Below are 25,664 nucleotides of genomic sequence, written 5' to 3' on the forward strand. Positions count from 1 at the left end.
GGATATATGAAAACAATCGGAAAAACAACTTTGATTTTTACATTGATGACGATTGCAATGTCAGCACAGGATACGATAATGCCCCTATGGCCGAAAGCAATTCCCAACCAGATAGAATCTGAGGAAAAGGAAGTTGTGGAGCATACAGATGATGGGATAACCTGGGTCACCAATGTCCAGACCCCCACATTGGAAGTCTATTTGCCTGCCCCAAAACATGCGAACGGACAGGCCGTGCTTATCTTTCCTGGAGGCGGATACCATGGACTGGCCTACGATTGGGAGGGGACGGACATTGCGAAGGCCCTCACGTTAAAAGGAGTGGCCGGTATCGTGGTAAAATACCGTTTGCCCGGGTCTAAGTCCATAACCAAAGGCAAAAATGTAGTGCCTTTGCAAGATACGCAGCGGGCCATCAGGTTGGTGAGGTCGAAGGCAGCGGAGTGGGGCATCGCACCCGGCAAGATCGGCATCATGGGGTTTTCGGCAGGAGGACATCTGGCCTCTTCATTGGGCACCCACTATAAGAATAAGGTGTATCAGTGGCAGGATGCGGCCGATGATCTCTCCGCACGACCTGATTTTATGGCATTGATCTACCCGGTCATTACGTTGGGGCATCCAAGCACCCATACAGGGTCCAGAGCTTCACTATTGGGTGGGAATCCTACGCAGGAGGAAGTGGACTACCTCTCCAATGAAAAGCATGTTGATGGCGAAACCCCTCCAACATTTCTGCTGCATGCCATGGATGACAAAGCTGTTCCTGTAGAGAACAGCACCTTGTTCTTTGCAGCACTAAGGCAGCATCAGGTACCTGCAACCATGCATGTGTATCCCTCTGGCGGACATGGTTTTTCTATGGCTTTGAACGACGAGCGATTGAAGAATTGGATGGACCTGCTATTCGATTGGCTCGCCAATTTGGATTAGTCCATGGTTTTTGTACACTGTAAAACCAAAAGCGAGTCATTGAGGTCCTTCGTGAAGAAAAGATAGGTCTCACCACCATCCTTGATATTGTGCTTTTTGCGGAGATCGGCCACGGACATCGGAAAATTGCGAGTGGTGATGTTGGCTTTGGTGACGCCTAGTGCTTTTATGGAACTTTTGGAATAGGGAAGAGCCTTTTCAATCACAAATGACCTACCCGGGAAATCCACCAGCGTGGGCGAAGTATATAAATGGGAGTGAGGGTGTAGCTTATGGAACTGGTAGGTGGCACCAATCGATTTGAATCCCCCGGATTTCATGATGGCCGCATTCGGTTCATAGAGATAGGTCGATGGTTCTCCGAATACGACAGCGTTGTTCTGTTCTTCTTCTAGCATGAATCGGAATTTGTCCTCCTTGCCGTTGATGATGTTCACCGCTTGGATGGCAACGTCGCCCACAAAATCTCTTTCAAGCACGAACAGGAGTTCTTTGACCTCATTGTTGAGGGCGACAATATGCACCTCTTTTACATAATTTAGTTCACTGATGCCTTGTTTGATGTCGAGCAGCGGAGAAGTTTTCAATAACACATGCCGGGTTCTCTGAAAAACCAGATCTAGATTTTCCGGTAGATTGGGCAAGCAATCGGCAAGTAAAAAAACCTTTCCCTTTTTGTCGTTCCGTCTTGAGGGGTCGATGTAGATCCAATCAAAATTTTGTGTGGCTGTCTTCAGAAAATCCATCCCATCCGCAGCGATGCATTGTATGTTTTCCCTGCCCAGGACTTTGAAATTATGTGCGGCAATTTCACTCAGTTCCGGATTGATTTCACAATGCACTACGGAGTCCATTTTTCGGGAAAAAAAATAGCTGTCCACACCAAACCCACCCGTAAGGTCGACAAGCGATTTTCCACTCACGATTTGGGCCTTGTACTTCGCGATAGCTTCCGAACTGGTCTGCTCTATATTGAGCTTGTTGGGATAATAGATGTTGGCTGAATGGAACCAAGTGGGCAGTTTGTCTTGGCTCTTTTTTTTTGCTTCAAGCTGGGCAACCAGTTCTTTTTGGGATACCCCTTCAAATAGGGGTTTCTGCAGTAAAACTGACATCATGTCAGTATTGAAATTTTCTGATATAAATGATTGTGGACCAGTATGTAATAGTGATTTATTCAAACCGATACTATAAGCCTTTGGTCAATTTTTTTACAAAGGTGTTTTCGGCCAAAAATTCCTTCAAGATGACCTTAATGGCGGTATATCCAGGTACTGCAACGACCATCCCGACCACCCCAAAAAGCAATCCGGCAATAATGATGATCAAGAAGATTTCCAACGGATGTGATTTCACACTGGTGGAAAAAATAAAGGGTTGGGAAAAGAAATTATCCACCAATTGGCCAATGCCCAGACCGATCAAAACGTAAAGTGTTTTGGACAATATGACAGTGCTGAAATCGGCACCCAAAAAACTGGTCATGGTGAGCGTGACCATGATGGCCCCCCCAATGAGCGGACCTATGTATGGGATAATATTGAAAAGGGCACAAAGGAACGCGATGACGATGGCATTTTCCACGCCCACGACCAAGAGTGCAACGGTATAGATCACAAAAAGGATGAAAAGTTGCAACAATATCCCAGCAAAATATCTGGAGAGCAACCCATTGATCTTATCTATAGTTTTCACCAAATTACTTTCCTTATTGTCGGGCACAAAGGTGAGCATTCCATTTTGGAACAATTTGCTGTCCTTCAAAAAGAAAAAGGAAATGAAAAGCACAGAGAACAGTCCGATGCTAAAATTGCTCAGGGTATTGACGAAGGAGTTGAGAAAATTCGGGATGAACTTCAGGTCGAGGCCCTGCAGCACGCTTTCTTCGATCTTGGAATCCGTTATCAGGTCATCGACACTCCTTGTTGAAGCCCCGAAGTAATCCAAAATTTGAAGGTATAGGGTATTGATGTCCGCTTTGAGCGAGTCAATGTCCAAGAGGGAAAGGTTTTTGCTCTGCTCTGAGATCAAAGGAATGAAAAGGGCCAAGATGCCCAGAAAAATAGAGAGCATGAAAACCATGGTGGCCACCACGGCAAGCATGTTCGGAAATCTCAGTTTCCTTCGTAAAAAAAGCACTATGGGCCGACCCAGCAATGCAATGACGGCCGCTATGGCCAAATAGGCCAATACGGACCGAATCTTATAGACGAAAATGGCCATAAGGGCCACGCCGACCATGATGGCCACTGCACGTAATATTCCGTTGGCAATTGTCTTTGAGTTCATGAAAGATCAGCTTTTAAAAGCATATTCAACTATGTTGGCACCCATTTGGAGCGCTTTCTGTCGGACTTCTTCGGGATCGTTGTGCACGGCGGGGTCTTCCCATCCATCACCAAGGTCACATTCGAAAGTATAGAGCAAAATCAATCTTCCATTGTCAAAAATACCAAACGCCTGGGGCCTTTTTCCATCATGCTCATGGATTTTGGGAAGACCATTGGGAAACTTAAATTTTTGATCAAAGATGGGATGGTCCGCTCCCAATTCCTCCAATTGCTTGTCAGGGAAAAGTTTTAGGAGCTCCCTTTTGAGGTAGGGCTCCATGCCGTAGTTGTCGTCGATGTGCAAAAAACCGCCGGAAAGGAGGTAGGTCTTCAAGTTTTGTACCTCATCATCCGAAAAAAAGACATTTCCGTGTCCCGTCATGTGCAGAAAAGGATATTTGAACAAGGTAACACTGCCGGCCTCTGCGGTCTCGGGTTGTGGATCTATCTTGGTACCAAGATTGATGTTGCAAAACTGTATCAGATTGGGAAGTGCCGTAGGGTTGGAATACCAATCACCACCACCGCCATACTTCAATACGGCAATCTGTTGGGCATTGGAAGAAGCCATGACAAAAATGAAAGCAATGGTCAGCAGGAATGTCCTTTTCATTTAAAATGTACCGATTGACTCAAAAGTAAGGCATTCAGTCCACAAATAGGGAAAAAATCCTTTTTTTGGTCAGCTGTTGATCATGGATACCGTTGAGCAGGCCACAATGGCGGCCGTTTCAGTGCGTAGGCGGTTGTTGCCAAGGGAGATGGGCACAAAGCCTTTTTCTTTGGCCAGATCTACTTCCTCTTTTGAAAAATCCCCTTCTGGCCCAATGAGGATGACGAGGCTCATATCGGCGATCACCCTTCGTTTCAGCTCCATTTTTTCGCCATTGTGGCAATGTGCGATGAACTTGAGCCCCAAAAATTCCTTTTCCATGAATTCATTGTAGGATATGGGTGGGTTGAGTTTGGGCAGAATGGTCTGGAGGGATTGTTTCATGGCGGATTGGATCACGCGTTCCATTCGCTCCGGTTTTATGGTTTTTCGCTCGGAATGTTCACAGATGATAGGGGTGATCTCGTCCACACCTATCTCTGTCGCTTTTTCCAAAAGCCACTCGTACCGATCGTTCATTTTTGTAGGGGCCACGGCCATGTGCAGACTGTACCTCTTCGGGATGGCCTTGGTGCGCGATATGATTTGGGCCACGCATTTTTTTGGGTCTGGAAGCAAAATCTCGGCCTCAAAAAGATGACCCTTGCCGTTGGTGATCTGGAGCAGGTCGCCTTCGGTTTTCCGCAACACTTTCACAATGTGCTTGCTCTCCTCGGGGGAAAAGGTGAACTGCTTAACGCTGTTGTCCAGTGAAGGGTCGTAAAAAAGTTGCATGGCTTCTGTATTTATAAGGTTGAAGGACTTAGCTCCCTATGGCATATCGGGCTTTTGCCGCAACACGCTGGTCCGTGAACTGTCCTTTTTCAAATTTAAGATAACCGACGATACCGATCATGGCGGCATTGTCCGTACAATATTCAAATTTTGGGATATAGGTTTTCCACCCCAAGGTTTCCTCTGCCTCCTTGAGCCTGGCGCGTATGCCCGAATTTGCGGCAACGCCACCTCCAATGGCCACTTCTTTGATGCCGGTCTGCTCCACGGCCATGTGCAGCTTTTCCATAAGGATTTCCAGAATGGTATGCTGTACCGAGGCACAGATATCGTTGATGTTCTCGGCAACGAAATTGGGGTTTTTTTGTGTCTCCCTTTGCAGGAAATACAAAATACTGGTCTTCAATCCGCTGAAACTGAAATTAAGACCATCCACCTTGGGTTTGGGAAAATCGAAGGCAGAAGGGTTGCCCAATCGCGCATGTTTGTCCACCAACGGTCCTCCGGGGTAGGGTAGGCCCATCAGCTTGGCACTTTTGTCAAAAGCTTCGCCTACGGCATCGTCCAAGGTCTCTCCCAACACTTCCATGGTAAAATGATCGGAAACTTTTACAATCTGGGTGTGTCCGCCACTGATGGTCATGCCCAAAAAGGGAAATATTGGTGATGCCCCATTTTCATCATCTATAAAATGCGCCAGGATATGGGCTTCCATGTGGTTCACCTCGATCAAGGGAATGTCCAGCCCCAAGGCCAATGACTTGGCGAAAGAGGTGCCCACGAGCAATGAGCCCATCAATCCCGGGCCTCGGGTAAAAGCTATGGCGGATAGCTCTTTTTTATCGATATTTGCCTTGGCCAAGGCTTGGTGTACCACGGGAACGATATTCTGTTGATGTGCCCTCGATGCCAACTCGGGGACAACACCTCCATATTGCTTGTGGATTTCTTGTGTAGCTACCACATTGCTCAGTACTTTTGCATCACAAAGTACGGCAGCGGAAGTGTCATCGCAGGATGATTCAATGGCAAGGATATATTTTTTTATGTCTGTCACAGGTTTTGGAACAAAAATTGGTCGTCAAAGGTAAAACATAAAAGCCCTATCAAAAAACTTCGCAAAATACTGTTGCGTTCCCTCTTGGCCATCCTAGTGCTATTGGTATTGGTCTCATTGGTACTGTCCATGCCCGTGGTGCAGACCAGATTGGCCAAATACGCCATGGATTCGGTAAACAAGGAGTTCGGCACGAACATGCAGATCGACAGGGTAAGCCTTTCTCTTTTCACGCTGAATGCGGGCATCAAGGGAATTTATGTGGAGGACTACAAAAAGGACACACTTTTTTACATCCATAAACTCAGCACTTCCATTCTCAACCTTAGGAACATGGCCAATGGTAAGATGGAGTTTGGCGATATCGAGGCGGATGGGTTGATCTTTAACCTAAAGACTTACGAAGGCGAAGACGATACCAATCTGGATGTTTTTGTGGCCAAATTGGATGATGGCAAGCCCAGGGACCCGGGAACACCGCCTTTTTTTATGGCCTCTGATGAAATACAGATCAATAATGGAAAGTTCAGGTTGATCGATGAAAACCTCGAATCTGAAAAAATACTGGATTTTAACGATATCAAGATCCTTGCCGAGGATTTTCAGGTTTTGGGACCAGAGGTGACCTTGGACATCTTGGGACTTACCATGGAGGCCAAGCGGGGAATCGTGTTGGAGAAGTTGGCGGCCAAGTTCAAATATACCAAAGAGGAGATGCGATTTGATTCGCTCCTGATCGATACCGAACAATCGGAGCTCAAGGGCAATTTGGTGTTCAAATATAATCGGGAGGACTTTGCCGAGTTTTTGGATAGGGTGAATGTGGAGGCGGATTTTACGGAATCCACCATTTCGCTCAACGAGGTGAATGCATTTTTCGATGAGTTCGGTCAGGATAAGGAAGTCACTTTTACAGGGAATTTCACTGGAGTGCTCAATAAACTTCAGGTAAATGACCTGTTCCTGTTTACGGACAATACGGGGATCAGGGGTGATTTCGAGTTCGATAACCTGTTCAGCGAACAGGCCCCTTTTGTATTACGGGGCGATATCGATAACCTGACCTCGAGCTATTACCAATTAAGGAGCATTCTACCCAACATACTGGGCAAGAACATCCCTGAATCGGTACAAAAATTAGGGCAGTTCACCGTTCGGGGAGATGCCGAGGTGACCGAAACCTCCTTGGATGCCAAGGTCAACCTGAACACTGCCATTGGGAGCAGCTACGTGGACCTTCAAATGACCAATATCCAGACCATAGACGATGCCTCTTATATTGGGTTCATATCGTTGATTGATTTTGATCTTGGCGCTTTCACCAATGATGACCAGTTGGGGCTCACCTCTTTGGACATGAACGTCGAGGGAAAAGGTTTTGTGGCCGAAAGCCTGAACACTGAGGTTATCGGGGAAATCTATAAGTTGGAGTACAACGGTTATGAATACAACAAGATCAAGGTGTCCGGAATTTTGAAGGAGCAGCTGTTTGACGGGACCCTTTTGTGCAACGATGATAACTTTCGGTTCGATTTTAAGGGATTGGCCGATTTCGGGGGAAGGGAGAACAAGTTCAACTTTATCGCCGCCGTGGACTATGCCGATCTGAAAAAACTCAATTTCATTGACGACAGTATCTCCATTTTCAAGGGGTACGTCAATATGGACATCGAAGGCGGGAACCTGGACGATATCGTTGGTCAGATGAATTTCACCAACACCACCTACCAGAACAAGAACGATACCTATTTCTTCGAGGACTTTACCGTGAATTCCTCTTTTGATAAAGATACGGTGCGGACAGTGGAAATCAATTCGCCCGATATCATCACCGGGTACATGCGGGGGAAATTCAAGGTCAATGAAATTGGAAAACTGGTCCAGAATTCCGTAGGGAGCATCTACACCAATTACAAACCATTTAAGATTTCCAAGGGACAGTACCTGGATTTCAATTTCAAGATCTATAACAAGATCGTGGATGTCTTTTTCCCGGATGTGGCCTTTGACCCCAACACCTTTATCAGGGGAAATATTGTGGCCGATGAAGGTGACTTCAAACTTACTTTCAAATCCCCGAGTATCGAGGCTTTTGAAAATAAGTTCGACAACATCGAACTAAAAATAGACAACAAGAACCCGCTTTTCAACACCTTTATTTCCGTGGACGACATGTCCACGGTGTATTATGACATCAAGGACTTCAGCCTGATCAACACCACGCTGAAGGACACCCTGTTCTTTAGAACGGAATTTAAAGGGGGCAGCGAATACAACGATAGCTATAACCTCAATTTCTACCATACCTTCAACGAGAACAACAAGTCTGTCATCGGCCTGAAAAAATCGGAGGTCAGCTTTAAAGGGAGCACATGGGTCCTGAACAAGGACGGGAACAGCAAGAACAAGGTCATCTTCAACAGTGCCCTGGACAGCATTCTGATCGAGGATGTGGTGATGGACAACAACAATAAGGAGCAGATTCGGTTGAGGGGAGAATTTGCGGATTCCACCTACAAAGATCTCGATCTTCAGTTCAAGATCGTCTCCCTGAACAAGATCACTCCGGCCATTGACAGTCTCAAACTCAACGGATCGGTGGACGGTTTTCTCAATATCCTTCAAAAGGACGGGAAGTACCTGCCTACGTCCAGTCTCAATATACGGGACTTTAGTGTGAACGACATCCGCTTAGGTGATTTGGAAGTGGGGATATTTGGCAACAATGACCTTACGGAATTTGGGGTGAGCACTTGGCTGAACGACAACGGGAAGGAAAAATTGAGCGTCAATGGGAAGGTGACCAACTTCAACAACAAACAGAACCTCGATCTGATGGCCAATTTGATGGATTTTGATATGGAACCCTTCAGCCCCTTGGGAGAAGGCGTGGTTTCCAACATAAGGGGCAAGGTGAGTGGGAACGTAAAGATCAGTGGCGGTGTGGAAAACCCCTCCATCAATGGAGATCTTACCCTGAATGAGGCCGGTATAGGCATTCCCTACCTCAATGTGGATTATGATTTTGCACCCTATTCACGGGTACGTCTTTTTGATCAGACTTTCTATTTTGAAAATGTAGGTCTTTCCGATGTGGACGAGGGAACAACGGCTATCTTGGACGGAACGATAAGCCATACGAATTTTGATGATTGGCACCTAGGGTTGGATGTGGATACCAGGAACAATCGGTTCCTGATCCTCAACACGGATTACAATGAGGAGTCGTTGTACTACGGAACAGGCTTCATCAACGGGACAGGGAGTATCTATGGGCCTACGGATGCCCTTACCATTTCGGTGGATGCCACTACGGCGCGGGGAACCTCGTTGAAGATACCGCTGAGCGATGTGACCAGCGTGGGCGACTATTCTTTTATCAATTTTATTGAAAAGGGCGAATCCAATTCTTTTGAGAAGGAAAGGGTGCTGGAGGATTACCAAGGCCTGGAAATGGCCTTCGACCTTGCGGTGACACCTGACGCAGAAGTGGAGATCGTGGTGGACAGGAGCTCTGGAAGCTCCCTGAAAGGAACTGGGGAAGGAATTCTGTTGATAGAGATCAATACCAATGGCAAGTTCAATATGTATGGGGAATTTGTTGCGGTGACAGGGGAGTACAACTTCAAATATGGAGGGGTCATCGATAAGAAATTCAAGGTACGTCCCGGAGGTACCATCCTTTGGGAGCGAGATCCATTGGCGGCCCAATTGAACCTTGAAGCGGTCTATTCCCTCAATGCCAATCCAGGCCCTCTTCTGGACAATGCAGGCTTTACGGGAAGGATCCCCACCGAGGTGGTCGTCCGATTGGATGGGGAACTGGAAAGCCCCAATATTAATTTTGATATTGATTTTCCCGGGACCAATTCCGTGGTACAGTCCGAACTCCAATACAGGTTGCAGGATCCCACGGTCAAGGAACGGAACGCCTTTTTCCTACTTGCCCAAGGCACCTTTGTGAACGCCCAAAGCGGGATCAACCAACAAGCGGTCACTGGGAACCTGATCCAGACGGCTTCGGGGCTGCTCAACCAGATTTTGGGCAGCAACAACGACAAGTTCAATCTGGGGGTATCCTATGAGCAGGGACTTTTGGACCCCAATGCCGATATCCGCACGGAAAACAGGATTGGGGTCACCGTATCCACGCAGATATCCGACCGTATTCTGGTGAATGGAAGGGTAGGGGTCCCAGTGGGTGGGGTGTCCGAGACCGTAGTGGCAGGTGATGTCGAGGTGCAGGTACTCTTGAACGAGGAAGGCACCCTTAGCGCCAAGATATTCAACAGGGAGAACCAAATACAGCAGTTTTTGGCCGAACGTCAAGGCTATACCCAAGGGGTCGGACTTTCCTATCAAGTGGATTTTGACAGCTTCAAGGAATTGATGCGGAAAGTATTCAAGAAGAAGGAAGATAGAGTAGGTCCGGCAACACAAAAACAGGCCTCCGAAGAGGTCATGGGCAAGGATAGTTTGATCCGCTTTTTGCCCAAGACGGTAGATTCTTCAAAATCCATGAATTAAGTTTGTTTTTTTTGACATTTTTTGATTGTTTTTTTACGAAAACGTTTGAGAAATTCCCCGAAAACAAATAAATTATCAAGGCATTCATTAATTGGATAAAGTTTCCTAGTTTTGACCTCTTAAAATTTTTAATGGCTTCAGAAATTAAGAAAATAGGGGTTTTTACCTCAGGTGGGGACTCGCCGGGAATGAATGCTGCCATTCGTTCCGTGGTCCGTACCTGTGCGTATTTGAAGATAGAGTGCGTGGGTATCTACAGAGGATACCAAGGTATGATAGAAGGGGATTTCAAGACCCTCGATGCAAGAAGTGTGAACAATATCATCAATAAGGGAGGGACCATCCTAAAGTCTGCCCGCTGTGAAGAGTTCAGGACAAAGCAAGGAAGACAAAAAGCTTACGACCAATTGATCAAGGAAGGCATCGATGCCTTTGTGGTGATCGGCGGTAATGGAAGCTTTCATGGCGCCATGTTGTTCAACCAAGAATTTGGCTTCCCAGTGATGGGAATCCCTGGCACCATTGACAATGATATTTTGGGAACATCATATACCCTGGGCTTTGACACCGCCATCAACACCGTTGTGGAGGCCGTGGACAAGATCAGGGATACGGCGAGTTCGCACAACCGTCTCTTCTTTGTGGAAGTGATGGGAAGGGACGTGGGACATATCGCCCTCAATGCAGGGGTTGGCGCAGGTGCCGAGGAAATATTGATCCCAGAGCAGAATTTGGGTCTTGAACGCCTTTTGGAATCCCTCAAACGCAGTAAGGCATCTGGAAAATCTTCCAGTATTGTCATTGTGGCCGAAGGGGACAGGACCGGCAAAAATGTGTTCGAGCTCAAGGAATATGTGGAGCAGCATTTGCCCATCTATGATGTCCGGGTATCGGTATTGGGGCACATGCAGCGTGGAGGCAACCCCACCTGCTACGATAGGGTATTGGCCAGTAGGATGGGCGTAAAGGCCGTGGAAAGCCTCTTGGAAGGCAAATCCAACTACATGGTGGGCATCAGGGATACCAAATTGGTGCTTACCCCGATTGCCGATGCCATCAAGGCACATACGGAAATTGACGAGGAACTCTTGAGGGTATCCGATATCATGACAACATAAAACGTAAACATAAATAAAGTAGAAATGTCAAATTTGAAAATAGGGATCAACGGATTCGGTAGAATTGGAAGGTTGGTATTCAGGGCAACCGTAAAAAGAGGCGATGTAGATGTTGTGGCCATCAACGACTTGTTGGATGTGGACCATCTTGCCTACTTGTTGAAGTACGATTCGGTACACGGTGTGTTTGATGGTACCGTGGAAGTAAAGGACGGCCATTTGGTCGTAAACGGAAAAACCATCAGGATCACCGCCGAGCGTGACCCGAAAAATTTGAAATGGGATGCCGTAGGTGCTGAGATCGTTGCGGAATGTACCGGTATCTTCACCACTTTGGAAACTGCGCAATACCATATTGATGGTGGTGCCAAAAAAGTGGTCATCTCCGCTCCTTCAAAAGATGCCCCCATGTTCGTTATGGGTGTGAACCACAAAGAAGTGAAGCCAACCGATACCATCATTTCCAATGCTTCCTGTACCACCAACTGTTTGGCCCCCATCGCAAAGGTGCTCAACGACGAGTTTGGCATTGCAGAGGCCTTGATGACCACGGTACACGCCACAACAGCTACCCAGTTGACAGTGGACGGACCTTCCCGAAAAGATTTCAGGGGTGGTAGAAGTGCCCTTTTGAACATTATTCCAGCCGCCACAGGTGCTGCCAAGGCAGTGACCAAAGTAATCCCATCCTTGGAAGGAAAACTTACCGGTATGGCGTTCAGGGTACCCACAGCGGACGTTTCTGTGGTGGACCTTACCGTGAAATTGGAGAAGGAAACTTCCTATGAAGGTATCAAAAAAGCGATGAAAAAAGCCGCTGATGGCGAATTGAAAGGTATCTTGGGCTACACTGACGAGTTGGTGGTTTCCCAAGATTTCGTGGGTGATGTAAGGACCTCCATTTTTGATGCCGATGCAGGTATCGAATTGAACTCCACGTTCTTCAAGGTGGTTTCTTGGTATGACAACGAAACAGGTTATTCCAACAAATTGGTTGACCTTGCCTTGCATGCGGCAAGCCTTTAATTAAGTAGCTTTTTAAACATATTTATAATCCCAAAGGAGTAAATGCTCCTTTGGGATTCCATAAAAATATCAACCTATGATCTTGATCGTGGATAGTGGCGCCACCAAGTCCGATTGGATTGCCTTGGATGAAAAGGGAGAACAATTGTTCCTTACCCAAACCTTGGGGCTTAGCCCGGAAGTATTGACCAGGGAGGTCATCGAAGACCGATTGGCCAACAACTTTGAGCTTTCCAAAAATAAAAGCGCGGTAACCCAATTATATTTCTACGGGGCAGGTTGCGGCACCGATCGGATGAAAAGGTTTTTGAAGGAGATTTTTAAGGACTTTTTTCCCAATGCCAAGGCTGAGGTTAGGGAAGATACCTATGCGGCCATATATGCCACTACGCAGATTGGACGACAAGGAATCGTTTGTATTTTGGGCACAGGTTCCAACTGCAGTTATTACGACGGCCACCAATTGATCCAAAAAGTGACTTCTTTGGGCTATATTTTGATGGACGATGGCAGTGGCAACTTTTTCGGAAGAAAACTGCTACGGGATTACTACTTCCACAAAATGCCACAAGACCTTGGGATGAAATTTGCCAAGGAGTATGACCTTGATGCGGATGTGATCAAGGAGCATTTGTACAAACAGCCCAACCCCAATACCTATTTGGCCACTTTTGCCCGTTTCATCATAGAGAACAAAGAGCATCCCTATTGCAAAGGCGTCATCGAAAAAGGGTTGCAGCAGTTTGTGAACAACTACATCATGCAGTTTGAGCTGGCCACGAAAGTACCTGTGAGCTTCGTAGGGAGCATAGCACACTTTTTACAAGATGAATTGACAGCTTGTCTGGAACGAAATGATCTGATCCTGGGGGTTATCCGCAGAAGACCCATAGAAGGTTTGGTGGAGTTCCACCGAAAGACTATTTGATCGCTATCATAGAGATTTCGACATTGACAAATCTTGGGAGATTGGCCACTTCAACCGTTTCCCTAGCAGGTGCCGTATCAGCATCAAAATAGCTGCCATATACCTCGTTTATCTGGGAAAATTGATGCATGTCCTTGATGAAGATGGATGCCTTTACCACATCCTCAAAACCCATTCCGGCCTCTTCCAGAATCGCTTTCAGGTTTTCCATGCACTGTTGGGTCTCTTTTTTGATGTCACCTTCCACTAACTTTCCTGATGTTGGGTCCATCGGAACCTGACCGGAGACATATAGGATACCGTTTACGAGTATGGCTTGGTTGTACGGGCCTATTGGGGCCGGGGCCTTGGAGGTATTGATGATTTTTTTCATGGTCTGTACTGAATTTAGGTGCTGAAAATTATACAAAAAAACTATCTGTTGTTCCTAAAAGGCTGGCTCCTGTTTTCCCATTTTAGGTCTTGGAGTATGGAGCTTTTTATACCTACAAAGAAATACCATCTTTCATACCGTCCGAAAGGGGTCCAGTCAAAACTTAGCCTAAAACTTCCCAAATCTCGCTTGAAATTGAATCGGGTGTCGGCAAACCCTTGATTTTTAAGGTCATACCCTGAATTGAAACCGACCTCCCATTTGGGGGACAATTGTATGTTCCCTGAAAACATAAGGGAGTGGTTGGTAATTTCGCCCTGTCTGTTATTGTTGTTATATGTGGCCACATAGGTAAACCGTGCATCCCAGGGTAGACTAGTGTTGTATATGGGATTCTCGACGTCACCGCCTTCGGCATCCCCCTTGTTGAAATGGGGTTCTCCTGTCCGCGCGCCATCCAGTTCAAAAGGGTTGGCCCCATAATCGGGTTCCTCTTGCTCATTGGGGTCTTTTTTCTTCCCTCCCTTTTGGAACATCTCACTGTCCAGTGAAAAACCGGTATTGAATCGGGCCGAGGTCAATCGGGCCAGGCCACCCCCATTTTTGATGTTCAGGGTGTTTATCCTCCGCCCACTATTATCAATGGCATAGGGGTCAAAGGTGGCCGCAAAGTTGATGGGGACATTTTTGATGATTTCGGTGGCACCGCTCATGTTTATGGGGCTCAGCTTGAGGGAGTCGGCCTCTAGGTTATAACTTGCGGAAAACGTGAGGTTACTCAAAATGCTAACCTTTTTGGGTTCCGTTGCGGTCGAATCCTTATCCCGGACCTTGGCCTCCAAGGAGTTCTTCAGAGAGAAGCTAAGAGAACTTCCCTTGTTCAAAGAAGGCCTCGTATAAACACTTGTCTCGAAGGGCGTATACTGGACTTCGTTACCATTTTTATCCAAATAGGTTTCATAGAATTGCTCAAAGGAAGGGGTGTAGTTATAGCTCACCGACGGACTCATAACGTGGCGAAGGGCCTGTATCTTCTTGCCCTCCCCAAAATTCCAGGTACCATACATAGTGGTACCGATACTCGCTCCAAGATTATATCTGTTGAAACGGTCAAATCCTGGGATGGTATCCGTTATCACCCGTTCCTCTTCCATATTATATTGCCTGCGGATGGTCTCCAAGGTCCAAACATCCTCATAGCTCCCGTTCAAGCTCACACTAAAATATTTGGCCACCTTGAAGTTGGTCCCGATGGGAATCCTATGCCGCGCCCCGACCCTTGCATCATCGAACATCTTGCTGGTAAAAAAGTCCTCTTCCGTAGTGGTGATGCTATTCTGGGCGTTTACATCGTATTGAAAGTTCACGTTTTGGATGACCCCCTTTTTGATGCCGTCCCGTTTGGCAAATGGAAAAATACGCTCCATGCTCGCCTGAAAAGTGGGCAGTGACATATTGATCTGTTGCGTCCTGGAGTTCTGGGTATGGCTCAGCGTCAAACTGGTGTTGACCGAAGGATAGGCAGGAAAAGTCTTGGAATAACTAATGGACGAGGCAAAGGTGTTCGTTTGTGTATTGTTTCGGTTTATCTGGTTGAGCGAGTTCGTATAAAATTGGCTACTCCCAAGATTCACAGAAGCTGAGAACCTCGAATTTGGACTTGCCTTTGGGTCTTGGGTGTGCGATATCCGGATGTTATAGTTGCTCGTTCTGCTGTAGTCGCTGAAACCAAGTTGACTCTGGATAAGGTTTTCGTAGCTCACATTGACATTGCCCCTGAACTTGTAACGTTTGGAGTAGATGGACTGTCCCCTGAACCCATAGCTTCCGTTGGTATAGAAATCTCCTGTTACAGCCAAATCCACATAATCGCTGATGGGCAGGTAGTACCCCCCGTTCTGGATAAAATATCCCCTTTGGGGATCGTTCCCGAAAGTGGGGAATATCAGACCCGGTGCACGGCCCGTGGTCAGGGGAAAATAGGCAAAGGGCAGCGCAATGGGCGTGGGTACGTCCACGATGTACATGTTGCTGTATCCGGCAATGATCTTCTTTTTGGGCACAAACTTGGCCTTCCGCACCCTGATGTAATAGTCGGGATCAACGGTATCCTTGGAGGTGGTGAGCTTTCCTTCGTATAAAAAGTACACGGAATCGTTCTCCTTTTTGGTGATTTCCGCATAGACCTTCATGGCATCACTCCCCAATTGGCCCAAGCCGGCTTGCTGTTCGGTCCTGGAGTTCCAGATGAGTGCCTTTTGGGTATCAAAGTTAAAACGGATGGAATCCGGTCTCACCTCGTTTTCCCCCTGTTTGAAATAGGGCAGTTGGGTATAATTGCCCAAGGAGTCCTTCATCCGTCCGGCATAGACCTCATTTTTTACATAATCCATCACAATGACCCCGGCTTTTAATTCGGTGTCCTGATAATAGATTTCTGCCTCATCGTAGAGGTAAATTTTGTTGTCCTTTTGGCTGAGCTTTACATAATCCTTCGCCTTGTATTTGATCTTGTCCAGCAACAAAGGCTGTTTTTTAGGGACGGTATCGGTTTCAACAGAATCGGTGGCAACCGTTTTTTTAAGGAAATCTGCGGGGATAAGGGGAGCGGTCAAGGTATCGCCCACGGCCTGGATGGGCAAAGGTACAATGGGGTTCTCCTGAGCTATTAGCGTTGCCTTGCCACATAGAAGAACAAATAGGAAAACTAAAAGATGTTTATTTGCTTGCAACGTGATAAATCCTATTTTTGTGCTAGTTTGGCCCAGTTTTTGGCCTCAAACTTACATATATTTTTTGGTCTACTTACGGCGGATTACAATATTTTTAACCTTAACGGGACACTATAATTACTCACTTCATATGAATAAAAGTCGGTCTGCATTTCTAGTTTTCATCCTTATGGTACTTCCGTTGCTCTCTTTTACCAAAAATGAAACCGAAGAGCCGCCCCAGGATGAATTTGTGGTGGTACTGGACGCTGGCCATGGCGGCCATGACCCAGGAAATATAGGCAATGGCTATCTGGAGAAGGATATTTCACTCGCCATTGTACTCAAGATTGGGGAAGAGCTCAAAAAACACCCGGGTATCAAAGTGGTGTATACTCGGAAAGATGACACTTTTATTGACCTTTTTGTCCGCGGAAAGATTGCCAATGAGGCAGGGGCCGACCTTTTTGTGTCGGTACATTGCAATGCACACAGTTCGGATGCCTATGGTGCGGAAACCTACGTATTGGGACTGCACGCCAATCGACAAAATTTTGAAGTGGCCAAAAAGGAGAACTCCGTGATCTACCTGGAGGACGACTACGAGCAGCGCTATGCGGAATATGACATCAATTCCCCGGAATCTGTAATCGGGTTGACCATTATGCAAGAGGAATTTCTGGACCAGAGCATACAGTTGGGAAAAAAACTTCAGGACAATTTCACCAAAAAACTCAGCAGAAAGGACCGGAAGGTAAAACAGGCAGGTTTTATCGTGCTGCACCAAACTTTCATGCCCAGTGTTCTGGTGGAAGCTGGGTTCTTGACCAACAAGAGCGAAGGTGGATATCTCAACTCCAAGAAGGGACAGGACGAAATGGGAACGGCCATCGCCGATGCCATATTGGCCTACAAGGCCGAAATGGGCATAGGGGGCGATGCAAGTGTCGGTACCCCGGCGATCAAAGAAGCCAAGACACCCACAACTGTTCCAGAAATTGTTGAACAGAAGGAAGAGACCGCTGCCAAGGAAGTGCAGCAAGAGAAAGAAACCACAGTGGCCACTGTTCCGGTCAAGGAGAAGGAGGGAGTGGCAATCGATTCCAAAACGGACGTCGTGTTCAAGGTACAACTTATGGCCAGCGCGAAGAACATTCCGTTGAAGGGGGAAAATTTCAATGGATTGGACCAACTGTCCAAGGAACCCTACAAGAACCTGTTCCGTTACCTGTACGGCAATGCCAGCACCTTGGAAGATGCCAAACGCTTGAAGGCCAAGGCAGATGCCAAAGGCTATACCACCTCCTATATTGTTGCTTATAAGAACGGTGACCGAGTGCCCTTGGCCCAAGTCCAGGAGTAAGAGAAAAAATATCTGTGGATACCTTGTAAAAAATATTCCTAAATTTGTTTAAATCATAAACCGAATCTTTTGAAACTATCCAGGGAAATTAAAACTGGGATTATCGTGATTGTAGGGATTGTGGCCTTTATTTTTGGGCTTAGCTATCTAAAATCCTCCCCACTTTTCGAGAATAACAAAACATTTTACGCTGTTTATGAGAACGTGGGCGGGTTGCAGGCCGGTACACAGGTTTCCATCAATGGCTATGGCGTTGGCAACGTCACCGGAATCAATTTTAAGGACAGTTCAGGTAAACTTTTGGTCACTTTTACCGTGAGCAACGAATTTGATTTTTCTGAGAATAGCGTGGCGGAACTTTTCGATACGGGTATTATCGGGGGCAAGGGCATACAGATTATCCCTGTTTTTGATCAAGCGCCCAATGCCAAGTCCGGGGATACCCTGCAATCCAAGATCAAACCGGGACTCACCGATCTGGTGCAACAAAAATTGACCCCCTTGCAGCAAAAGGTGGAAGGAGCAGTATCGCATGCCGATTCATTGCTGATGAACGTCAACGATATATTGGACGACCCCACCAAAAGGGAGCTCAAGGAGACCATTGTATCCCTCAACCAGTTGATCGGGGCCTTCAAGGGCAGTGCGGACAAGCTGAACGTGCTTTTGGAGAACAACAAGGAACAGTTGGACAATTCATTGAAGAATGTGGACAACATCACCTCCAACTTTTCAAAACTTTCCGATTCCTTGGCCAATGTGGACCTTGCCGGCACCCTTACCAACTTCCAGACCACAGTGGACAAGCTGAACGGTATCTTGGCAAAAATTGAACAAGGGGAAGGCTCGTTGGGCAAATTGCACAAGGACGATGCACTCTACAACAATTTGGCCGCGGCATCCAGGGAACTGGACCTTTTGTTGCAGGATTTCAGGCTTAATCCCAAGCGATACGTGAACGTGTCCGTATTCGGGAAAAAGCAAAAGGAATACACACTCCCCGAGGACGACCCGGCAGAGGAAAATCAAGAAAATTAAATGGAATATCTTCCCAACATAGTGTTTGCCATAGCCCTTATTGTGGGCATTGGGTTCTTTGTGCGCAACGTGAAGAAGCTCATCAGAAACATCAAGTTGGGCAAAAAGGTCGATGTGGGGGATAACAAACCCCAACGATGGAAGAACATGGCAAAGATTGCCTTGGGGCAGACCAAAATGGTGGTGCGTCCCATTGCGGGTCTTATGCACATCATTGTCTATGTGGGCTTTATCATTATCAATATAGAAGTCCTAGAGATTATTTTGGATGGTATTTTGGGAACCCACAGGTTGTTTTCCCCAATCGGGCTATTGTATAATATTTTGATAGGCTCCTTTGAGATATTGGCCTTTCTCGTCATAGTGGCCGTGACCGTTTTTTGGGTACGAAGGAACATCATCAAGCTACAACGGTTCATCAAACCAGAGATGAAGGGCTGGCCCAAAAAGGATGGGAACATGATCCTTTACATAGAATTTGTATTGATGGTCCTTTTCCTGACCATGAACGCCGCCGATTTTCAATTGCAGCAGATGGGGGCCGATCATTATGATCAAGCCGGGGCTTTCCCCATCAGTCAATTCATAACTCCTTTGTTCGATGGGCTCTCAATATCCACTTTGACAGGAATCGAAAGGACAGCTTGGTGGTTGCACATTTTGGGCATATTGGCCTTTTTGAATTACCTGTACTATTCCAAGCACCTCCATATTCTTTTGGCCTTTCCGAACACCTATTATGGTAAACTGAAACCCCAAGGGCAGTTCAACAATCTGGAATCGGTGACCAATGAGGTGAAATTGATGATGGATCCCAATGCGGACCCCTTTGCAGCCCCGGCCAATCCTGATGCAGCTGCCCCAGAAAAGTTCGGGGCATCCGATGTGATGGACCTGAATTGGGTACAACTGCTCAATGCATATACCTGTACCGAATGTGGTCGGTGCACCTCCGAATGCCCTGCCAACCAGACTGGTAAAAAACTATCGCCCAGAAAGATCATGATGGACACCCGCGACCGTTTGGAGGAAGTTGGGAAAATCATGGATGCCAACAAGGGCGAGTTTGTATCGAATGGCAAACAATTGCTCGACGATTACATCAGCAGGGAAGAGCTTTGGGCCTGTACCACCTGCAATGCATGTGTGGAAGCCTGTCCTGTAAGCATCGACCCCTTGTCCATCATTGTGGAAATGCGAAGGTATTTGGTGATGGAGCAGTCCGCTGCACCCATGGAACTGAACAACATGATGTCCAACATCGAAAACAATGGGGCACCTTGGCCATACAACCAAATGGACCGTTTGAACTGGGTAAACGAATAAAACTGGCACTATGGACGAACAATTGAAGGTGAAGACCATGCAAGAGTTTATGGCGGAAGGCAAACAGCCCGAAATTTTGTTTTGGGTAGGTTCGGCCGGAAGTTATGACGATAGGGCAAAAAAAATATCCAGGGCATTTGTGAGGTTATTGAACAAGGCCAATGTCGATTTTGCCGTGTTGGGCCAGGAAGAAAGCTCAACGGGAGATGTGGCCAAACGGGCAGGCAATGAGTTCTTGTTCCAAATGCAGGCCATGATGAACATTCAATTGTTGAATGGCTACGAGATCAAACGCATAGTGACCTGCGATCCGCATTCCTTCAATACCCTCAAAAATGAATATCCAGGATTAGGAGGTACTTACGAGGTGGTCCATCATACCCAATACCTGAAAGAACTTTTGGATCAGGGCCGTTTGACCTTGCAAGGGGAAACCTATAAGGGAAAACGCATCACGTTTCATGACCCATGCTATCTGGGCAGGGCCAACTCCGTCTATGAGGCTCCCAGAGAGGTTCTCGCCAAGACCAATGCGGAATTGGTGGAAATGAAACGCCACAAGAAAACCGCACTGTGTTGTGGGGCAGGAGGGGCGCAAATGTTCAAGGAACCCGAAAAAGGGGATATGGACATCAATGTTTTGCGCACAAAGGATGCCTTGGAAACGAACCCAAACATTATTGCAACGGGTTGTCCTTACTGCAATACGATGATGACAGATGGTATAAAGGCACATGAAAAAGAAGACAGTGTTACAGTCTTGGACGTGGCCGAACTTTTAGCAAACTCTATTTGATATGTTGGTAGATTTTAATGAATTACCGGAACACTCAAGGATTTGGATCTATCAATCCAATCGTAGTTTCACGGATGCGGAGCAAGAGGAGATCAAGGAAGAACTGGACAGTTTCCTAAAGGAATGGACCGCTCACGGAAGTCATTTGCACGCTGGGTTTGAGATCAAATACAAACGATTTATCGTGATTGGATTGGACCAGACCAATGCCAGCGCATCAGGGTGCTCCATTGATGCATCGGTCCATTTTGTGCAGAGTTTGGAGAAAAAATATAACGTGGAGTTGTTGGACCGCATGAACGTATCCTTCAAACAAGGTGAGTTTATCGCCTACAAACCCTTGAAAGATTTCAAAAAGATGGCCAAGGACAAGTCCGTTTCCCCCAATACCATAGTGTTCAACAATTTGGTGGCCACCAAACAGGAATATCTCGAACATTGGGAGGTGCCCGCCAGCGAAAGTTGGCATTCCCGGTTTGTATAGGACAATCTTAAAGTATCTTAATTTCTGTGCATTTCTCGACCAAATGCAATATTTTTACCAGCTATAAGTTCATGTCCTAGACAAGATATTTATGCGGTCAACCCTATATTTTCCCCTTTTCATATTACTTAGTTTCCAAGTTTTTGGTCAAGAGAATCCTCTACAGACCCAAGATTCCCTTGCCCAAATGGCTTGGGTGGAAAACAGGTACAATAGCATGACCCTGAATGAACGGATCGGTCAATTGTTCATGGTGAGTGTAGCGTCCAATCAAGATAAGACCTCCACGGACAAAATCCAGAAACTTGTGGACGAAGAGGGTATTGGCGGGGTTATTTTCTTGAGCGGAACTCCTGTACGCCAGGCGAAATTGACCAATGAATACCAGTCAAAATCCAAAATTCCATTGTTGATCGGTATGGATGCGGAATGGGGTCTGGCCATGCGTCTGGATTCCACCTATGCATTCCCTTGGAACATGACCCTAGGGGCCATTCAGGATAGCACACTTGTGGAAAAAGTAGGCCATCAGATTGGCAAACATGCCAAACGTCTTGGAGTGCATATTAATTTTGCACCCGATCTGGATGTGAACAACAATCCACAGAACCCCATCATTGGCAACCGCTCCTTTGGTGAAGACCCCATCAATGTAGCGAAAAAGGGAGCGGCCTTTTTGAAGGGAATGGAGGCGGCCGGGGTGCTTTCCTGTGGCAAACATTTTCCCGGCCACGGAGACACTGCCACAGACTCGCACAAGGCACTTCCCATCATCAGTTCTTCCAGGGAAGTATTGGATTCCATCGAACTATATCCCTTCCAAAAAGTAATGGAACATGGGTTGAGTTCCGTGATGATAGCCCATTTGGATGTACCCAGTCTGGAGAGCAGGGAAGGACATCCATCATCCCTTTCCAAAGACATAGTCACTGGGTTGTTGCAAGAAGAAATGGGTTTTGAAGGCTTGATATTCACCGATGCCCTGAACATGAAGGCGGTTTCCCAATTTGCGGAAGAAGGGGAGGTGGAACTGGAGGCCTTTTTAGCAGGAAACGATATGTTGTTGATGCCCGAAAATGTGTCCAAGGCAAAGGACAGGCTCATTTTGGCCTATAATGAGGGTACCATTACCGAAGAAAGATTGGCATTGTCAGTCAAAAAAATATTGATGGCAAAATACAAGGTGGGGCTCAATAACTACCAGCCCGTGAAATTGGAAAATCTATACGATGACCTGAACACTCCAGAAAACGATGTGATCTATGAAGAGGCAATCGAGGGAGCGATGACCGTGGCCAAGAACAATTTTTCCCTGATGCCCATCAGAAAACTGGACAATAAGAAGGTAGCCTATGTCCAGTTTGGGGACGATTCTGGTTCTACCTTTTTGGAAACCATGAACAAGTACTACAAGGTTACCCAGATCAAGGCGAAAGATATTGCAGCATACAAAAATGAACTGTCCCATTACAATCTGGTCATCATCGGTCTGCACAAAAGCAATGAAAGCCCATGGAAGGGCTACAAGTTCTCCAAAAACGAACTCTTCTGGATGGAGGAAATATCCAGGTTACGCACGAGCAATACCATTTTGGCCTTGTTTGCAAAACCCTACGCACTTTTGGATGTGCTCAATTTTGATACCATGGACGGGGTGGTGGTGGCTTATCAAAACAGCAATATTGCCCAAGAGAAAGCGGCAGAGGTCATTTTTGGGGCCATAGGGGCCAATGGCAAGTTGCCCGTATCCGCACATACCGAATTTCCAGTTGGAACAGGGGTCAAGTTGGAAGCCATTCAGCGGTTGGGATATAGCATTCCTGAACGGGTGGGCATGAGTTCCGAGAAACTGGCCCAAGTGGACACCTTGGTACAACAGGGGCTTGATTCCTTGATGTTTCCTGGTGCCCAAGTGTTGGTGGCCAGAAAGGGAAAGGTCATTTATAACAAGAATTTTGGCAAGCCCACGTACAATTCAGACCAAATGATAACGGAAGAATCCGTTTATGACCTTGCATCTTTGACCAAGATCCTGTCCACGCTGCCCATCATCATGAAGATGGAGGAGGAAGGAAAAATTGCGCTCAACGATACGTTTAAAGATTTGATTCCCGGATATGCGGACACCGAGCTGAAAGACGTGACCGTTTTAAAGGCCCTGTCGCATTACGGTAGGCTTCCGGCCTGGATCGCTTTTTACATCGACACCTTGACCAAGGACAGAAAGCCTTCCCCGGAATTTTACAGCAACAATCCTTCGGAGGCTTTTCCGTACAAGGTTGCGGAGCATTTGTACCTTACTAGATCTTACAAAGACTCCATCCATAATCGGATAGGAAGACAAAGTTTAAAATCCAACCGCTATCGGTACAGTGATCTAGCCTATTATGTATTCAAGGAATATATTGAGAACACCTATCAAAGACCGATAAACGAATTGGCGGATGAGTTTTTCTACAAGCCCATGGGACTGCAACGAACCATGTTCAACCCGCTGAAAAAAATTCCAAAAGAAGAGATAGTTCCCTCCGAAGAGGACGACTATTACAGATATCAGACCGTGCAAGGCTATGTCCACGACATGGGAGCGGCCATGCAAGGCGGGGCAGGTGGCCATGCAGGACTTTTCAGTACGGCCAATGAAGTGGCGAAGATCATGCAGATGTACTTGCAGGGTGGATATTATGGAGGAGAACGCTTTTTGAACGAGCGGACCATCAAAAAATTCAACACCTGCTATTTCTGCAACAATGATGTGAGAAGGGGAGTGGGCTTTGATAAGCCCCAACTCGGAAGTAGTGGTCCCACCTGTGGTTGTGTGTCCCGAAAAAGTTTTGGACACAGTGGCTTTACGGGTACGTTCACGTGGGCAGACCCAGACGCGGAACTGGTCTATGTTTTTTTGTCGAACAGGACCTATCCATCGGCGACCAATACATTACTGATAAGCTCTGGATTGCGTACGCGTGTGCAGAAGGCTATTTATGATTCCATTATTAATTAGACAATAAATATTGCCTTAGATTTGTTTCGATAAAAAGCCCTTCCTCATGGAATGGCCTGTTCATAATGGACAATGACATGGCATAGCATTGACCATACCAAAAAATAAAAACTGACAAATGAAAATTGCGATTGTTTGTTACCCCACCTTCGGAGGTAGTGGAGTGGTTGCCACGGAATTGGGCATCGCCTTGGCACAGAGAGGGCATGAAGTACACTTTGTGACCTATAAACAACCGGTCCGTTTGGGACTTTTGGACAACAATATCCATTTTCATGAAGTGCACGTACCCGAATATCCATTGTTCCATTACCAGCCCTATGAACTCGCATTGTCCAGTAAGTTGGTGGATACCATCAAACAATATGATATAGAGTTGTTGCATGTGCATTATGCCATTCCCCATGCCTATGCAGGATATATGGCCAAAAAGATGCTACAGGAATATGGTATTTTCATTCCTATGATCACTACCCTTCACGGTACCGACATCACTTTGGTGGGGAAGCATCCATTCTACAAGCCAGCGGTAACGTTCAGCATCAATAAATCCGATGTGGTGACCTCGGTTTCCGAAGCCCTTAAAAAAAGCACCTTGGAGTTGTTTGACATTGAAAGGGAAATCGAGGTGATCCCCAATTTCATAGAAACCTCTAAGTACAGCCCGGATTATTCCGACTGCCAGCGAAGCTTGATGGCCAAGGCAAATGAACGCATCATCACCCATATCAGTAATTTTAGGAAGGTAAAGCGTATTCCCGATGTAATCAATGTATTCCACCGCATCCAAAAAGAAATTCCAGCAAAACTGATCATGGTGGGCGAGGGACCCGAAAAGGAAAAAGCAGAACAATTGTGCGATAAGCTGGGCTTGAAGGAAAAAGTATTGTTTTTGGGAAATAGTACCGAAATAGACCGTATCCTCTGTTTTTCAGACCTGTTCCTATTGCCTTCCGAGACGGAGAGCTTCGGGTTGGCCGCTTTGGAGGCCATGATCAACAAGGTGGCCGTGGTTTCCAGCAACACAGGAGGTATTCCGGAAGTGAACGTGGATGGGGTATCTGGATACCTGTCCAATGTGGGCGATGTGGAGGACATGGCGGCAAAGGCCTTGCAGATATTGAGGGACGATGCGGTCCTGGAACAATTCAAACAGAATGCCTACAATGTGGCCACTAAGTTTGACATTGTCCATATTTTGCCACTGTATGAGGAAATCTATGAAAAAGCATATAAGTCACGCTTTAAGAACACCTTTTGATC

At 46.6% G+C, this 25,664-nt stretch carries 19 protein-coding genes; 12 read left to right on the forward strand and 7 right to left on the reverse strand.

Annotation, left to right across the window (positions count from 1 at the left end; all coding sequences use genetic code 11):
• The first annotated feature begins 6 nt into the window (after positions 1–6).
• Entirely contained in the window at positions 7–933 is a 927-nt protein-coding gene (locus tag FOT42_RS00600; protein WP_151888636.1) for an alpha/beta hydrolase, read from the forward strand.
• On the opposite strand, the gene FOT42_RS00605 is transcribed toward FOT42_RS00600, so the two are convergent.
• The 5 genes from FOT42_RS00605 to tsaD form a co-directional block, all read right to left on the reverse strand.
• Complete coding sequence (locus tag FOT42_RS00605) at positions 930–2,114, reverse strand: class I SAM-dependent methyltransferase (RefSeq protein WP_151888637.1); 1,185 nt, start codon at positions 2,112–2,114, stop codon at positions 930–932. The genes FOT42_RS00600 and FOT42_RS00605 overlap by 4 nt on opposite strands.
• Before the next feature lie 7 nt (positions 2,115–2,121).
• Complete coding sequence (locus FOT42_RS00610; RefSeq protein ID WP_151888638.1) at positions 2,122–3,222, reverse strand: AI-2E family transporter; 1,101 nt, start codon at positions 3,220–3,222, stop codon at positions 2,122–2,124.
• 6 nt (positions 3,223–3,228) lie between these two features.
• Positions 3,229–3,876, reverse strand: coding sequence for a DUF4159 domain-containing protein (locus FOT42_RS00615; RefSeq protein WP_151888639.1), 648 nt, complete (start codon positions 3,874–3,876; stop codon positions 3,229–3,231).
• Between the two features lie 69 nt (positions 3,877–3,945).
• The gene (locus FOT42_RS00620) at positions 3,946–4,650 is read right to left on the reverse strand and encodes a 16S rRNA (uracil(1498)-N(3))-methyltransferase (RefSeq protein ID WP_151888640.1); all 705 of its coding nucleotides are present in this window, start codon (positions 4,648–4,650) and stop codon (positions 3,946–3,948) included.
• Between the two features lie 28 nt (positions 4,651–4,678).
• On the reverse strand, positions 4,679–5,707 hold the full coding sequence (tsaD, locus tag FOT42_RS00625; protein ID WP_151888641.1) for a tRNA (adenosine(37)-N6)-threonylcarbamoyltransferase complex transferase subunit TsaD: 1,029 nt from the start codon (positions 5,705–5,707) through the stop codon (positions 4,679–4,681).
• 129 nt (positions 5,708–5,836) lie between these two features.
• Between tsaD and FOT42_RS00630 the strand changes: the two genes are divergently transcribed.
• The 4 genes from FOT42_RS00630 to FOT42_RS00645 all read left to right on the forward strand — a co-directional run bounded on the left by FOT42_RS00630 (position 5,837) and on the right by FOT42_RS00645 (position 13,306).
• Positions 5,837–10,234, forward strand: a complete 4,398-nt coding sequence (locus FOT42_RS00630; RefSeq protein WP_192938316.1) for a translocation/assembly module TamB domain-containing protein — start codon at positions 5,837–5,839, stop codon at positions 10,232–10,234.
• A gap of 131 nt (positions 10,235–10,365) precedes the next feature.
• Positions 10,366–11,352: a 6-phosphofructokinase gene (gene pfkA, locus FOT42_RS00635; protein ID WP_151888643.1), complete on the forward strand. Its 987-nt coding sequence runs from the start codon at positions 10,366–10,368 to the stop codon at positions 11,350–11,352.
• A gap of 24 nt (positions 11,353–11,376) precedes the next feature.
• Positions 11,377–12,378 carry a type I glyceraldehyde-3-phosphate dehydrogenase gene (gene gap / locus FOT42_RS00640; RefSeq protein ID WP_151888644.1) on the forward strand — a complete coding sequence of 334 codons (1,002 nt, stop codon included), beginning with the start codon at positions 11,377–11,379 and terminating at the stop codon, positions 12,376–12,378.
• 76 nt (positions 12,379–12,454) lie between these two features.
• On the forward strand, positions 12,455–13,306 hold the full coding sequence (locus FOT42_RS00645) for an N-acetylglucosamine kinase (protein WP_151888645.1): 852 nt from the start codon (positions 12,455–12,457) through the stop codon (positions 13,304–13,306).
• Here the strand turns inward: FOT42_RS00645 and FOT42_RS00650 are convergent.
• Together FOT42_RS00650 and FOT42_RS00655 are read right to left on the reverse strand one after the other, a co-directional pair.
• Positions 13,299–13,679: a RidA family protein gene (locus FOT42_RS00650; RefSeq protein ID WP_151888646.1), complete on the reverse strand. Its 381-nt coding sequence runs from the start codon at positions 13,677–13,679 to the stop codon at positions 13,299–13,301. The genes FOT42_RS00645 and FOT42_RS00650 overlap by 8 nt on opposite strands.
• A 41-nt stretch (positions 13,680–13,720) precedes the next feature.
• Entirely contained in the window at positions 13,721–16,411 is a 2,691-nt protein-coding gene (locus FOT42_RS00655) for a putative LPS assembly protein LptD (protein ID WP_151888647.1), read from the reverse strand.
• A 130-nt stretch (positions 16,412–16,541) separates the two neighbouring features.
• On the opposite strand from FOT42_RS00655, the gene FOT42_RS00660 reads away from it, so the two are divergent.
• The 7 genes from FOT42_RS00660 (at position 16,542) to bshA (ending at position 25,662) form a co-directional block, all read left to right on the forward strand.
• On the forward strand, positions 16,542–17,753 hold the full coding sequence (locus tag FOT42_RS00660) for an N-acetylmuramoyl-L-alanine amidase family protein (RefSeq protein WP_151888648.1): 1,212 nt from the start codon (positions 16,542–16,544) through the stop codon (positions 17,751–17,753).
• A 69-nt stretch (positions 17,754–17,822) separates the two neighbouring features.
• The gene (locus FOT42_RS00665; RefSeq protein WP_151888649.1) at positions 17,823–18,791 is read left to right on the forward strand and encodes an MlaD family protein; all 969 of its coding nucleotides are present in this window, start codon (positions 17,823–17,825) and stop codon (positions 18,789–18,791) included.
• Positions 18,792–20,117 (forward strand): (Fe-S)-binding protein, encoded by a 1,326-nt coding sequence (locus FOT42_RS00670; protein ID WP_151888650.1) that lies wholly within the window; start codon positions 18,792–18,794, stop codon positions 20,115–20,117. It abuts the gene before it with no gap.
• A 10-nt stretch (positions 20,118–20,127) separates the two neighbouring features.
• On the forward strand, positions 20,128–20,913 hold the full coding sequence (locus FOT42_RS00675; RefSeq protein WP_192938293.1) for a (Fe-S)-binding protein: 786 nt from the start codon (positions 20,128–20,130) through the stop codon (positions 20,911–20,913).
• A gap of 1 nt (position 20,914) precedes the next feature.
• Complete coding sequence (locus tag FOT42_RS00680; RefSeq protein ID WP_151888651.1) at positions 20,915–21,397, forward strand: ABC transporter ATPase; 483 nt, start codon at positions 20,915–20,917, stop codon at positions 21,395–21,397.
• A gap of 91 nt (positions 21,398–21,488) precedes the next feature.
• Positions 21,489–24,401 carry a glycoside hydrolase family 3 N-terminal domain-containing protein gene (locus FOT42_RS00685; RefSeq protein WP_151888652.1) on the forward strand — a complete coding sequence of 971 codons (2,913 nt, stop codon included), beginning with the start codon at positions 21,489–21,491 and terminating at the stop codon, positions 24,399–24,401.
• A 118-nt stretch (positions 24,402–24,519) separates the two neighbouring features.
• Positions 24,520–25,662 carry an N-acetyl-alpha-D-glucosaminyl L-malate synthase BshA gene (bshA, locus tag FOT42_RS00690; RefSeq protein WP_151888653.1) on the forward strand — a complete coding sequence of 381 codons (1,143 nt, stop codon included), beginning with the start codon at positions 24,520–24,522 and terminating at the stop codon, positions 25,660–25,662.
• The last annotated feature ends 2 nt before the right edge of the window (positions 25,663–25,664 follow it).

The organism is Flagellimonas hadalis (genome assembly GCF_007785775.2).
In the GTDB taxonomy this organism is placed as follows: domain Bacteria; phylum Bacteroidota; class Bacteroidia; order Flavobacteriales; family Flavobacteriaceae; genus Flagellimonas; species Flagellimonas hadalis.